14 protein-coding genes are annotated in these 13006 nt (G+C 47.1%); 5 read left to right on the plus strand and 9 right to left on the minus strand.

Translation table 11 applies throughout. The features are described from left to right. Positions 1-48 precede the first annotated feature (48 nt). From RIF36_RS07085 to RIF36_RS07125, 9 genes are all read right to left on the minus strand, one after another. The gene (locus RIF36_RS07085; protein WP_350121691.1) at positions 49-720 is read right to left on the minus strand and encodes a DUF2461 domain-containing protein; all 672 of its coding nucleotides are present in this window, start codon (positions 718-720) and stop codon (positions 49-51) included. A gap of 77 nt (positions 721-797) precedes the next feature. Next, positions 798-1517, minus strand: coding sequence for an energy transducer TonB (locus RIF36_RS07090; RefSeq protein WP_350121689.1), 720 nt, complete (start codon positions 1515-1517; stop codon positions 798-800). A 185-nt stretch (positions 1518-1702) separates the two neighbouring features. After that, the gene (locus RIF36_RS07095) at positions 1703-2134 is read right to left on the minus strand and encodes a DUF5655 domain-containing protein (RefSeq protein WP_350097096.1); all 432 of its coding nucleotides are present in this window, start codon (positions 2132-2134) and stop codon (positions 1703-1705) included. A gap of 12 nt (positions 2135-2146) precedes the next feature. Beyond that, positions 2147-2722, minus strand: a complete 576-nt coding sequence (locus RIF36_RS07100; protein ID WP_350121687.1) for a PhnA domain-containing protein — start codon at positions 2720-2722, stop codon at positions 2147-2149. A gap of 211 nt (positions 2723-2933) precedes the next feature. Beyond that, on the minus strand, positions 2934-3413 hold the full coding sequence (locus tag RIF36_RS07105; RefSeq protein ID WP_350121685.1) for an FKBP-type peptidyl-prolyl cis-trans isomerase: 480 nt from the start codon (positions 3411-3413) through the stop codon (positions 2934-2936). 117 nt (positions 3414-3530) lie between these two features. Next, positions 3531-4202, minus strand: a complete 672-nt coding sequence (locus tag RIF36_RS07110; protein ID WP_350121683.1) for a hypothetical protein — start codon at positions 4200-4202, stop codon at positions 3531-3533. Between the two features lie 115 nt (positions 4203-4317). After that, positions 4318-4668, minus strand: a complete 351-nt coding sequence (locus RIF36_RS07115; protein ID WP_350121681.1) for a DUF5615 family PIN-like protein — start codon at positions 4666-4668, stop codon at positions 4318-4320. Positions 4669-4675: 7 nt separating this feature from the next. After that, a complete protein-coding gene (locus tag RIF36_RS07120) occupies positions 4676-4906 on the minus strand; it encodes a DUF433 domain-containing protein (protein ID WP_350121679.1) in 231 nt (76 codons plus the stop codon). 208 nt (positions 4907-5114) lie between these two features. Further along, entirely contained in the window at positions 5115-7796 is a 2682-nt protein-coding gene (locus RIF36_RS07125; protein WP_350121677.1) for a valine--tRNA ligase, read from the minus strand. A gap of 146 nt (positions 7797-7942) precedes the next feature. On the opposite strand from RIF36_RS07125, the gene RIF36_RS07130 reads away from it, so the two are divergent. The 5 genes from RIF36_RS07130 (at position 7943) to RIF36_RS07150 (ending at position 12936) form a co-directional block, all read left to right on the plus strand. Then, positions 7943-8701 carry a YybH family protein gene (locus RIF36_RS07130; protein ID WP_350121675.1) on the plus strand — a complete coding sequence of 253 codons (759 nt, stop codon included), beginning with the start codon at positions 7943-7945 and terminating at the stop codon, positions 8699-8701. A 240-nt stretch (positions 8702-8941) separates the two neighbouring features. Continuing rightward, positions 8942-10063 (plus strand): MFS transporter, encoded by a 1122-nt coding sequence (locus RIF36_RS07135; protein WP_350121674.1) that lies wholly within the window; start codon positions 8942-8944, stop codon positions 10061-10063. Between the two features lie 58 nt (positions 10064-10121). Continuing rightward, positions 10122-11396: a fumarylacetoacetase gene (gene fahA / locus RIF36_RS07140; protein WP_350121672.1), complete on the plus strand. Its 1275-nt coding sequence runs from the start codon at positions 10122-10124 to the stop codon at positions 11394-11396. Positions 11397-11408: 12 nt separating this feature from the next. After that, a complete protein-coding gene (locus tag RIF36_RS07145; RefSeq protein WP_350121670.1) occupies positions 11409-12035 on the plus strand; it encodes a GDSL-type esterase/lipase family protein in 627 nt (208 codons plus the stop codon). A gap of 1 nt (position 12036) precedes the next feature. Beyond that, positions 12037-12936 carry a flavin reductase family protein gene (locus tag RIF36_RS07150; protein WP_350121668.1) on the plus strand — a complete coding sequence of 300 codons (900 nt, stop codon included), beginning with the start codon at positions 12037-12039 and terminating at the stop codon, positions 12934-12936. The last annotated feature ends 70 nt before the right edge of the window (positions 12937-13006 follow it).

The following is a 13006-nucleotide window of genomic DNA, read 5'->3' on the forward strand; positions in this document are numbered from 1 at the left end:
GGCTTTCGTGCGAAGGAAAGTAAATTTAACCTCCATCCGCCATATTATCTATTCCTTACTTTTGTTAAGGAACTCATCAAAGGGCTGCAATACTCTGAAGACTTTCGCAGCATGATCTAAAAAGTCGCCCGCAATAACCTGGCTATCGCTAGGTTTATGGCTGGCCAGAAAGCTCTTTTGTTTCAGAAGTGCTATTTCAGGGTGATCCGCATCATAGCCTTTGGGGGTTGTTTTCAGGCTTTCGCCTTCTATCTGACCAAAAGTAGCTTTGAAGTCTTTGCTGTCGAGTATTTTATGCAGCTCAGCTCCGTTATAATCTATTTCCTGCCTGATGCTTTTTAGCCAGTCCTTCTCAGGGAGATAGGCACCGCCAGCAAGCATTGAGCCACCCGGCTCCAGATGGATGTAGTAACCAGCCCTGGTATGGATTTCAGACCTTTTAGCCGCAGCGGTCACATGTGCACCAAAATGGGTTTTGTACGGTGATTTGTCCTTCGAAAAGCGCACATCCCGATAAATGCGGAAGACACAGTCTTTGGCTTTGTGGTGGCCGATGGCGGGGTCAAACTCAACGATTTTTGCAATAAGGGCATCGATGAAAGCTTCGAATTCGGCTTTTGCGGCTTCATACCTTTTCTTATTTTCTGTGAACCACTCCCGGTTATTGTTCTCTTTGAGTTCTTTAAGGAATTGAAAAGTGGATTTGGATATCCCTGGCATAGCGATCAGCTTAGTTAGATTGAATAGATAAATCTACTTAATGCTTCTGAAAGAGAGAACTCACAGGCGGCTTAATTCTAATTGGTGTTCTTTACCTTTAGTGCCCGGTAGTAGTCTCTGATGTTGAAGGAAACTGGCAACACCATTCTCACAAACACTGGTTGTCCGTTTTGCTTGCCAGGAGTCCATTTAGGGCCCTCTTTGATAAGCCTGATTGCCTCCTCGTTGCAGGTCTTGCACAATCCACGTTGCACCTTGATCCCATCAACGCTCCCGTCTTTGTTGACCACAAACTGCAGGAATACTTTCCCCTCTTTCTTCTGTTGAAGTGCATCGGGCGGGTAGTTCATGTTTTGCTCCAGGTAGGTAGTGTAGTTTTTCATGCCACCTACTGGCTCCGGATTTTTGTCAGCGATTGAATAGACCTTCAAGTCCACGCCGCCCTCCATGACCTGCTCGCCCCATTCGTCCAAACTAGCCTCATACACCTTTTTTGAGGCTTGCATCAGCGAATCCTTTTTTGTGGGTTCTGGCGTTTCCCGGGAAAGACTTTCCAGGCTTTTGCTCACTGCATAGTAGAGCTGGTTGTTAGTAAAGTAGTTGTTGGAGACAATGGAATCGAACATGGCGACTACCTGCTGCCACTTGCCTTGCTTGAAGGACGTTACAGCAGAATCGATATGTCCGCCGGTCAGGCTTGGGTTCTTGGCGTCATCGGGGTAGGGATTCCCCGGTTTTTGTGCCGAAGCGAACAATGGGATGGCAGTAACAGCCAGGAAATATAAAACTTTCAACATGAGTTTTCGAAGGTAAAAAAAGAGAATGACTCTACCATCTTCGGAAGAGACGGCTGGTGATGTTCACCTGTCAGGAGGTGATATTTGAATTTGCCCGATCATGATAAAAAATTGAGATGAAAGCTTTTACGTAGTGATTCTGAGAAGGTTTGAAAATGGCTGCGATAAATCAGGGTGTTGATTGGTTACCAATCGTTAAACTCCTTATTACCATAGTCCAGCGCTAGTTTCATATACTTTTTTACTTCATCATTGATGTCATCTTTGTGCATCAGCCGCAAGTAGTGCTGATAAATCTCGATTCCCGGCACCTCGCCAATGCGATGGAAGCACAGGTTGTCTGCATATTTTCTGGGCAGGGTGAGGGCCACATCAATGAACTCTTTACCTACCCTTGGTATGTAGCCAAACCTGATTTTGGCTCCCAAACCAATCTGGGTTTTGGCGGGATGCACCTCGAAGTCGCCAATTTGCTTATACTGATCAATGAAGTAGTAAAACAGCTCCACTATGTCTGGCTTTCGCCTTTCCAGAAAACTCTCCAGCGTACGGTCGTTGCAGGAGTGATATTGATTTTCCCGGGAGAAGCTATGGTTACATAGGGGGCAGATCCACATGGCTAGCAACAGCTAAGACTTCTTCAAGAACTTTGTAAGCAGCACCAACTGCTGGCCATTCACTTTGCCTTCAATTTGCTCTGCATTGTCGGCAACCAGCGAAATGTTGCGCACTGCTGTGCCACGCTTGGCTGTAAAGCCGCCTCCTTTTACATCCAGGTCTTTTACAAGCACCACTGTATCGCCATTGGCCAGGGTCACTCCGTTGCTGTCTTTATGGACGACGGCCACTTCTCCGTCTTGCATCAGAGTAGCCTGGGCCCATTTCAGCTCCGATTCTGCCATGTACATCATATCGAGCAGGTTCTGGGGCCAACCTTCGGCTCTTAAACCATGAAGGATTCGATAGGCTTGTACCTTTACGGCTGATACTTCGCTCCAGACGGTGTCGTTAAGGCAGCGCCAGTGGTTGGGGTCGGCTGGCTCAGTTTCGCTGAGTTGGGCCTGACATTTACCACAAACCAGGATGCTGTTGTCGATCGTTTCGTTCTCGCCAGGTGATAAGAGAAAGACGGAGAGGCTTTCTGTGGCTTGGCAAAGCTCACACTTTGATTCACTTCTTGCTTCGAGTTCAGAGGCTACGCTCATGGTATTGGGTTAAGAGAGCGCAAAAATAAGGATTTTAAATGGAGGAAGGTTGCCATCGAGACAAATGCAATTTCGATAACGTCACCTCGATCCGACGCAGGAGGGAGAGGTCTCCTCAACCTGACTCTGCGCTCCTACAGGAAGACCTCATCCACTTCGGCTCCCTTCGGTATTACCGAGGTGACGTTGCTTAATATTAGATTATTGTTCGTTAATGATGATGTCCACCGGGGCCATGCACATGGCCGTGGGCAAGTTCGTCTTTGCTCGCATCACGCACGTCGAGCACCTCTACCGAAAAGTTGAGATCAACACCTGCCAGGGCGTGGTTACCGTCAATGGTAATGCCGTCCATTTCTACTTTGGTAACGGTCACCACCTGCTGCCCGTTTTTTGTGCCTGCATTGAACTGCATGCCCACTTCCACTTTTTGGTCGCCGAAAGCTGAGCGTGGCATCTTCTGAATCATTCGCTCGTCACGAACGCCATAGCCTTTCTCAGGGCTCACTTTAATTTCTACTTTGTCGCCCTTCGTTTTTCCGTCCAGGCCTTCTTCCATACCTGGTATAAGGTTGCCAATGCCATGAATGTATAGTAAGGGCTGGTCGCCAACGCTTGAGTCAAGCGTGGTTCCTTCGTTGTCTTTCAGGGTATAGTGGATGGAAACCACTTTTTCTTTGCCGATTTTCATTCGTTAACTTCAATTTGTGAATTAATAAAAGGTGAAAGGTAGGAAAAAAGTTTACATAGGGGCTTTTTTGATGAGATACTAGTTGGTTACAACTGACGCTTGGTAAGCAAGAGCTGTCTAGTATTTATTCAGCGAATCGTAATAGCTAACGAGGGAGACCAGCCCCTCCCGGTTCTTTTTGAGCTTATATTTTTTTGAGTAGCGAAGAAGCTCCTCATGATGACCCGGGAGCAGATTGATAAACTTCTTAAGTTTTCTGATTTCACTCATGCCAGCATTTTCAGTTGTAAAGTAAAAGCGCTGTTCAAAATCCTCTGCAAGAAATTTGAACCCCGCCGGAGTGTTTTCAGCTGCACTCAGATAGCTGCGTCCAACAGGGACATAAATTGGTGTCTTCTGATTTGAGCTTGCTGCATCCTGCATGATGCCAGGGTCTGATTTGTAGATTTCTTTTGAGAGGAGTTCGCTCCGACCCGATGTAAGCAATTCAAAAAAACCAAATCGAGTCACTCCCTGGAACTCAAATGCTTCCGAAACGAATACCAACTTTCCAATATGCACTTCACTCGCTCCACTGGTGGGACGGATATCAAACACTTCATCCTTATTCTTTATTTCAATAGCATCATTGAGCTTATGGTACCTCATCATCAATGTGTCAGAGACAAGGTCGTCACCAATGAGGATCACACCCTTTTTAAACTCATCATCAGGGTAGTACAAACCAGGCACGTGTTGGTCAATTTTCCCTATTTCTTTGTAGTAGGTCAGGTAACTTCTGTAGTCCACCGTTTCCCGTTTTGGCACATCTGAGGATTGTGCAAGAACGGTGTAACTAACGCAGAAAAAAATTCCAATCAAATGGGCCTTCATGACAAGATTATTGCAGTTTTCTTGGTGACTATTAATATATTCTCTCTCGTATTAAACTAGCATCTATCACAGTGAGACGGTTTTCAAAATCGTGATTCGCCTCAATTAACTTAAGCAATGTTTTGGCGGGGTCCTCTGGCATGAATTCACCTAGCCTAAAATAGACTACGCCGTCTTTTGGCTTATAACCATGCTTAAAAATTAGCTCGCCGTAGTCGCTATCGTGAGTAAGAATAGTTCTTTGCTCTACTATCGCCAATGTCATTACGCTATGGTCGTCGATTCCTGGAGAGGACTTGGCGATCCATTCGATGTCAATGCCCTTCGAGCGAAGGAGTTTTACGCTTGGGCCCGGGAAATTTTCATTGGCTAAGAATTTCACTATAGGCCTAGGATCTGATTTCTACCAGTAATCCATCTTTCACGCAATCATTCAAGTAGCCGAACACAGCCTGTAAATCTTCTTTAGTTAAGTGCGGATAGTTTTCCAATAGCATGTGCTCAGTCCACCCGTTTGCCAGCCGATCAAGAACGAACTCCACAGAAATGCGGGTACCTTTGATGGTGGGTTTACCAAGTAAGATATTCTTATCAGAAACTATTCGATCTTGCCAGTTCATAGTTAAAGATACAGAAAAGTTGGAGTATTGGTTTCAAGAGTGGAAACAAGATTCTTTGTTGAAAGTAGATTGCAATAATTCGTTCGAGCAAAAGAGAGACTTTTGCAGCACTTCTGGCCCCCTCATCAGAAAAAAAACCGGGCGTCTCCACCCGGTTTCCATTATCATCTAAAGCCTCGAAGCCTCATCTCAATTAGCCATCTCAAATTTACAATCCCTTCAACGCCTCCTCCAAACTCTTGATCTTCCCTTCGGCATCTGCCATCTTCTGCTTTTCCATGGCCACTACCTGCTCAGGTGCACCGGCCACAAAGCGTTCGTTGCTTAGCTTCTTCATTACAGAAGCCAGGAAGCCTTTGGTGTACGCCAACTCTTCTTCCATTTTCTTGCGTTCGGCCTCCACGTCAATCTTCTCGCTCATAGGGATATAGAACTCATCACCTTTGATCACAAACTGAGTGGCGTTGTCAACTTTGTCGGAGGTGAAGGTTACCGAGCTTAGGTTGCCCAGCTTCTGCATGATGGGCATAAAGGATTCATACAATCCTTTCTTTTCTGTATTAATCAGCAGATCAAGCGCTTCTTTTGGAGAAAGGCCTTTAGCGTTTCTCGTGTTACGGCACTGGCCAACTGCCTCAAAAGCCCAGCTAGCCTGTTCCAAAAGCTCCGCATCGAATGGCTTCTTCTCGGGCCATTCAGCAACGATGATGCAGTCTTTGTCGCTTCTTTCTTTCATCGCATGCCATAGCTCTTCGGTAAGGAAAGGCATGAACGGATGCAACACTTTCATCAGGTCTTCAAACAGCCTGATGGTGGCATCATAAGTGGCTCTGTCAATCGGTGCCTGATAGGCCGGCTTGATCATTTCCAGGTACCAGCTACAGTAGTCATCCCAAATGAGCTTGTATACCGTCATCAGTGCATCGCTCATGCGGAACTTCTCGAAATGGTCTTCCAGTTCGGCAAGGGCCTGGTTGAAACGACTCTCGAACCAGCGAATGGCCATTTCGTTGTCTTTGCCCGAAAGGTTGTCATCTATTTCCCACCCGCTTACCAGTCGGTAAGCATTCCAAATCTTATTGGAGAAGTTACGGCCCTGCTCTACCAGCTTCTCGTCAAACAGCAGGTCGTTACCAGCCGGCGAACTGAAAAGCATGCCAGTACGCACTCCATCGGCACCAAAGTCACGAATGAGGTCGAGTGGGTCGGGCGAGTTGCCCAGCGACTTCGACATCTTGCGGCGCAATTTATCCCGCACAATGCCGGTGAGGTACACGTCTTTGAACGGCCGCTGCCCTGTGTACTCATAGCCAGCAATGATCATTCTGGCTACCCAGAAGAAAAGTATTTCCGGAGCAGTTACCAGCGTGTCGGTGGGGTAGAAGTAGCCAAGGTCTTTCGCTTTAGTCAGGTCGATTTTGCCGGTTGCTTTGTCGAAGCTTTCGTCGGCAAAGCCGCCAAAGGTCTCCGTTGGCCACAGCCAGCTCGATGCCCAGGTGTCCAGCACATCGGAGTCTTGGCTCAGATCTTCAGCCTTCAGTTCAGCATTGCCACTGGCCTTTCTGGCCATTTCCAAAGCTTCTTTTTCCGTTTCAGCCACCACAAAGTCGTTTTCGCCTTCTCCATAGTAGTAAGCAGGAATCCTGTGCCCCCACCATAGCTGCCGACTGATACACCAGTCACGCACGTTTTCCATCCAGTAGGCGTAGGTGTTCTTGAACTTGTTTGGGTGCAATTTCACCTCATCGTCCATCACGGCCTTGTAGGCACGGGCGGAAATGTCTTTCATTTTGATGAACCACTGTAGCGAAAGCTTGGGCTCTACTACAGTGTTTGTTCTTTCGGAACGACCAATGCGTGTAACAAACTCTTCTGAGCCAACAAGTATCCCGGCAGCATCAAGGTCTTTCACCACCATTTTTCTAACGATAAATCGATCTCTGCCCACATAAGCAGGCACTTCACACTTTTCGTTCAATGTGCCGTCCAGATCAATAGTATCAATTACCTGCAGGTTGTGACGCTGACCAATTTCGTAGTCATTTGGGTCGTGGGCTGGTGTTACTTTCAGGCAGCCTGTACCGAATTCCTTGTCAACGTAGTCGTCGGCAATGATCGGAATTTCACGGTTGATGAATGGCACCAAAGCAAACTTGCCAATTAGGTGTTTGTAACGTTCATCTGTTGGGTTAACAGCAATAGCCGTGTCACCCATGATGGTTTCTGGTCGCTGCGTAGCAATGACCACAAACTCATTTGGGCTGCCTTTGATGGCATATTTTACAGAGTAAAGCAGCGACTTCTCGCCGTCCTCCTTGTAGATCACTTCTTCGTTGGAAAGGGCTGTTTTGGCCTCACAGTCCCAGTTGATCATGCGCAGGCCACGGTAGATATAGCCTTTGTTGTAAAGGTCAACGAATACCCGGATTACCGCTTTATAGTAGTCGGGATCCATGGTAAACGACGTACGATCCCAGTCGCAGCTGGCACCCAGCTTTTTAAGCTGCTCCAGGATGATGCCGCCATATTTTTCTTTCCACTCCCAGGCATACTTCATAAACTCATCCCGGCCGATCTCCGATTTCTTGATGCCCTTCTCACGCAGCATGGCCACTACCTTGGCTTCCGTAGCAATAGACGCATGGTCGGTGCCAGGCACCCAGCAAGCTTCAAAGCCCTGCATTCTTGCCTTGCGGATGAGGATGTCCTGAATCGTATTGTTGAGCATATGGCCCATGTGCAATACGCCTGTGACATTCGGCGGAGGAATGACGATGGTGTAAGGTTTTTTGTCTGGATTGGGTGTGGCTTTAAAAAAGCCTTGCTCCATCCAGTGCTTGTACCATTTGTCCTCTACCTGAGTTGGGTCGTATTTGGTAGCCAGTGCCATAAAGTGTCTGTATCTTCTTGAGTTGAAATTCGAGGGGCAAAAGTAATGAAAATCTGCTTGAATGAGGGCGAGACTGCCCTTGCTTTGTTAAACTTTAGAAGTTTATGGAAATTAGGAAGATCGATACACCTTATTTTTAGCTTACGATGGCAAAATTAAAGAGGAACATCCTGGCAATCGCCTTTGTGGTTGGGCACATTTCCGCAGATGCACAAATGACAAGTCATGACGCTGAACAAGCGGCCTGGATACAGGCTGTGACTTCGTCGATGGTTTATACCGAGAAACTATACACGACTAAGGCCGTCGTTATAGACGCTGATAAAAATGGACTAAGGGCCATAGATGTAAATGGGCTTTCTGATTTTTATAGAAACAAAGGATGGAAGAAGGTGGAGTCGCTGCAATCAATCGGGGCTACTGATGCCAATGTACATATTGGTTATGAGATTGTCACTTTTAAGGCAGGTGATGAAAGCTATACGCAGTTGATTATCTGGAATCAGAAAAACGGTGGGCCATTGCGAGAGCTTGAGGTAATTGGACGGTCTGTAAACCAAGGCAACGTAACTGCTGAAGTGCTTGATGCGCCCAGAGCCAAATGGATACGGCTATGTAATGAACATGATCCACTGAAGCTGGTTGCTGAGTTGTACACCGCAGATGCGATGTACTACAACCATAAACCGATGATAGTCGGTACGGAAGCTATAGCAAAAGAGTACTGGTACATGGGTAACTCCAGCTATCAATTGAGTTTGACTCCTATCGTGATTGAAATGGTCAACCCGGACTTGGCTTTTGAGATTGGCCAGTGTTCGGGCAGCTACAACGGGAAATATGTGTTGGTGTGGAAAAAAAGCGCTGACAAAGGCTGGCAAGTGGCGCTAGACTCTAATATTTGAGACCTGGCAATTAATAGGTTAACTTAGGTTGATATTTTTTTAATAGAAGCGAGCCGACTCATGAACGAATAAAATTTCCAGGGGTAAGAAGTAACAGAATAACGAGTTAACGGTGTGCTTTGACTATTCTGTAAAAAATCTTTTGAACAAGAAATCCAATTGGAGGTTTCGTCACGTAAGTAGCTTCGAAATGTTCCAGAAACATGAGTAACCTTAGAAAAAGTAATCTTTAAAAACAAAATGGAATTAACAGCAACTGCACCGTCAAACTCGGGAGAAATTCAATGGAAGCAATTATGGAGCCTTGTGGCGCTTTATGCTTCGGTTATCATAGGATGGATTGCCTATTACAACTACCAGCCCATACTCCTTCATAAGTATAACTTCACAGACCTAACGCTCTTTCTTTTTATAGCCCAGGGTATCATCATGGTGGTGACACCGCCTATTGCCGGACTTTTGGGCGACAGGTTCAGAAAATCAAAAGGCAACAGACTCCCGATCATCAGTGCGGGCATCAGCGCCGCTGCCATGGTGTTTATGTCTGTAGCGTTTACGCTTATCATGGATCCGGGAGAAACTTTCAAGTGGATACTACCTATTCTTATAGTGTTTTGGCTGGCTTCCATGAGTATTTTCACAAGTCCCGCCATTTCAACCATTGACCTGTTTGCTCCTGCAAATAAATTGCCACGGGCGATGGCCATTATCACTATTGTGTATGGCGCACTGTATGCCCTTGAACCAGTAATCGTTGATCTGGTTGATTTTCTGGGTGCTCCCCTAACCTTCGTTGTTGGTGGTGTTATCACCGCAGGTTCAGGTTTGCTAATGAAAAAGAACATGGGAAAAACGCTTGATGGCATTGTAACAGATGTGAAGAAAGAGGATAAAAAGAAATCAGATTACACATACGCATTCATTGTGGGCCTTGCTTTTGGTATTTCTACCACCATTCTGTTCAATTTGTTTCCTGGTTGGTTGGAGCCAAAAATTGGTCACGTCTTCGATATAAACAGCAGTGTGATCATCTCGGTCGTCCTCTTTCTGTCTGCTGTTTTCTCGCTGCCGATCAGCCGAATTGTTGAAAAAAGGCCACTTTACATATCATTGCTTGTAAGCGTAGTGGCGATTTTCGCTATCATTTTCGCTATCTACTTTGTGGAAAACTCCTACCTGACACTTATTCTTCTGCTGCTCTTCTCGTTTTTCTACAGCATGGTGTCGGTTTGCGGACTTCCTTTGGCTCTGAGTGTTATCAATGATAAGAACAAAGTGTTTGGTGTTGGTATTTTCTTCGCTGGGTTCGAATTGCCCAACGGAATTCTCGAAGCGATATTGGTTGCTCAAGGGCTTTACTGATTAAGATTCCTTGATCATTCTTTTAACTTTGCTGTAGTTGAAAGAACAAGACCCAAAGATGATTATAACAGCAAACGATCCATCATTAAAATCATGGGTAGAAGTCAGGCCGGGGTCTGACTTCCCCATTCAAAACCTTCCCTTCGGCATTTTTCAAACGGCAAACACCCAGCCCAGAGTGGGCGTGGCCATCGGCGACTACGTGCTTGACCTCAAAATGCTGGCCCATGAAGGCTTTTTGGATGCACTTCATATTCCAGAATCGGTGTTTGCACAGCCTTACCTGAACGACCTAATGGCCTACGGAAAGGAGAAGACACGTGCCCTGCGAAACAGAATAGCTGAGCTGCTCAATGATGAAAATGAAGACCTCAGATATGAGGAAGATCTGCTTCCCGACTTGCTGGTACCTATGAAAGAGGCAAAACTGCTCATGCCCGTGCTGGTGCGGGACTACACTGATTTCTATTCCAGCAAAGAGCACGCTACCAATGTGGGCACCATGTTTCGGGATCCTGAAAATGCTTTGCTGCCCAATTGGAAACACTTGCCAGTGGGCTATCATGGACGGGCTTCCTCAATTATTGTGAGCGGTGAGCCCATTCGTCGGCCGAAAGGGCAACGAAAGGATGGCGATAAAGACCAGCCGGTGTTTGGCCCCAGCGGCCGCCTCGACTTCGAGCTGGAAATGGCGTTTGTCACCTGCAAGGAAAATAAGCTGGGCGACAGCATTCGTGCGTCAGAAGCTGACGACTATATTTTCGGTTTTGTGCTTTTCAACGACTGGTCGGCCAGGGACATGCAAGCCTGGGAGTATGTGCCGCTGGGGCCGTTTCTTGCCAAAAATTTTGCGTCGTCTGTGTCGCCCTGGGTGGTGACCCTCGATGCACTAGAGCCATTCAGAGTGGCGGGCCCAAAGCAGGAGCCGGAAGTTTTGCCTTACCTGAAAGCCGAAGGTCTCAACAACTTTGATATTAACCTCGAAGTGGGGATTCAGCCAAAAGGGGGTGCCGAGAAAGTGGTGTGCCAATCCAACTTTAAATACATGTATTGGAACATCCGTCAGCAGTTGGCCCACCACACCGTCAACGGGTGCAATATCAATGTGGGGGACATGTACGCCTCCGGCACCATCAGCGGCCCTACGCCAGATAGTTATGGCTCGATGCTGGAGCTGGCCTGGAAAGGCACCAAACCAATACCTATGCCCGATGGCACCACCCGGAGTTTTTTGCAGGATGGCGATACGGTGACGATGAGGGGATATGCAGAAAAAGATGGGATAAGAATTGGTTTTGGTGAAGTAAAGGCTGAAATTTTACCAGCTTCTTAAACGCTCCATCCTATGAAATCCATTCTCCTTACATTTATGCTTGCAGGTTTTTTTATGGTTAAGGCCCAACCAATCAAAGTGGCTTGTGTTGGTGACAGTATCACCGAAGGTCATGGCATTGACGAGGAAGACAAACGATACCCGCAGGTACTGGGGCAGCTGCTGGGCAATGGCTATGAGGTCAGGAATTACGGCATCAGCGGCCGGACGCTTTTAAAACAGGGCGACTTTCCTTATTGGAACGAACCGAAGTACAAAGAGGTGTTGGCCTGGCAGCCCGACATCGTAGTGATCAAGCTAGGGACCAACGACAGCAAGCCGCAAAACTGGAAATACAAAGGCGATTTTATCGACGAATACCTCGAGTTTATTCAGTCATTTGCCTCTTTGCCCAGCAAGCCAAAAATCTACATTTGCCTGCCGGTGCCAGTTTACAAAGACGCTTTTAACATTACCGAGGAAGTGGTAAAAGGAGGGGTGATTCCCAGAGTGGAGCAAACAGCGAAAGAGGCGAAGCTGAAGACCATCGACCTTTACAAGGCATTGTCAGGCCATCCTGAAATGTTCCCTGATGGTGTGCACCCAGATGCGGCCGGGGCAAACCTGATAGCCGAAGCTGTTTATAAAAAAATCAAATAGCATGGATCAGCTGATGACCATTGACCCGAAGGATATAAGCGTGCCAGCTTTGCATGGGCTCATGCAGGGTGTGGTGGCTCCGAGGCCTATCGCTTTTGCCAGCACAGTTGATAAAGATGGAAAGGTCAATCTCAGCCCTTTCAGCTTTTTCAACATGTTCAGCTCCAATCCCCCCATTCTTATTTTTTCTCCTTCCAGAAGGGTACGTGACAATTCTACCAAGCACACACTAGACAATGTGCACGAACATGGGGAGGTGGTGATCAATATAGTCAACTACGCCATGGTGCAGCAAATGTCGCTATCCAGTACGGAATATGAGAAAGGCGTCAATGAGTTTATCAAGGCTGGGTTTACGGAAGTTCCTTCAGGAAAAGTGAAACCGCCCAGGGTAGGGGAGTCACCGGCTGCGTTTGAATGCAAGGTCAAGCAGATCATCCCCCTGGGCGATCAGGGTGGTGCCGGCAACCTGGTGATTTGCAAGGTATTGCTCATGCATTTCAAAAAAGAGATATTGGACGAGCAGGGGAGGGTGGATACAGAAAAGGCGGATATAGTCGCCCGCATGGGAGGCAACTGGTATTGCAGAGCCCACGGCGAGGCTTTGTTTGAAGTACCGAAGCCTTTAGAGAAAAAGGGAATGGGCGTGGATAAGCTGCCAGAGCGTATCAGACTCAGCAGTGTGCTAACAGGCAACGACCTTGGTATGCTGGGTAACGTGGAGCACCTACCCAGCGATGCAGAGGTAAGGGAGTACCATAAGCACGAGAAAGTACAACTGCTAGTTGAGGAATACGAAAATGACCCTACTGGTTTCGAGGAGGCCCTGCATCAGCTCGCCCAGCAATACCTGCATGAGGGATATGTGGAGATAGCGTGGAAGATTTTATTGCAGATATAGGGAGCCTTTTGGTGACCCATCAGAACTTCTCAGACTTTTAGTGGAAACGCTTGGTTGATAGTTTTTCCCC

Origin of the sequence: Imperialibacter sp., assembly GCF_040222815.1 — a bacterium.
Lineage (GTDB): Bacteria > Bacteroidota > Bacteroidia > Cytophagales > Cyclobacteriaceae > Imperialibacter.

Bases quoted from the DNA above. Each gene is read 5' to 3' on its own strand.
- RIF36_RS07105 (WP_350121685.1), bottom strand. From the start codon at position 3,413: ATGAAAATCGGCAAAGAAAAAGTGGTTTCCATCCACTATACCCTGAAA.
- RIF36_RS07085 (WP_350121691.1), bottom strand. From the start codon at position 720: ATGCCAGGGATATCCAAATCCACTTTTCAATTCCTTAAAGAACTCAAA.
- RIF36_RS07145 (WP_350121670.1), top strand. From the start codon at position 11,409: ATGAAATCCATTCTCCTTACATTTATGCTTGCAGGTTTTTTTATGGTT.
- fahA (WP_350121672.1), top strand. From the start codon at position 10,122: ATGATTATAACAGCAAACGATCCATCATTAAAATCATGGGTAGAAGTC.
- RIF36_RS07130 (WP_350121675.1), top strand. From the start codon at position 7,943: ATGGCAAAATTAAAGAGGAACATCCTGGCAATCGCCTTTGTGGTTGGG.
- RIF36_RS07100 (WP_350121687.1), bottom strand. From the start codon at position 2,722: ATGAGCGTAGCCTCTGAACTCGAAGCAAGAAGTGAATCAAAGTGTGAG.
- RIF36_RS07090 (WP_350121689.1), bottom strand. From the start codon at position 1,517: ATGTTGAAAGTTTTATATTTCCTGGCTGTTACTGCCATCCCATTGTTC.
- RIF36_RS07095 (WP_350097096.1), bottom strand. From the start codon at position 2,134: ATGTGGATCTGCCCCCTATGTAACCATAGCTTCTCCCGGGAAAATCAA.
- RIF36_RS07150 (WP_350121668.1), top strand. From the start codon at position 12,037: ATGGATCAGCTGATGACCATTGACCCGAAGGATATAAGCGTGCCAGCT.
- RIF36_RS07120 (WP_350121679.1), bottom strand. From the start codon at position 4,906: ATGAACTGGCAAGATCGAATAGTTTCTGATAAGAATATCTTACTTGGT.
- RIF36_RS07135 (WP_350121674.1), top strand. From the start codon at position 8,942: ATGGAATTAACAGCAACTGCACCGTCAAACTCGGGAGAAATTCAATGG.
- RIF36_RS07125 (WP_350121677.1), bottom strand. From the start codon at position 7,796: ATGGCACTGGCTACCAAATACGACCCAACTCAGGTAGAGGACAAATGG.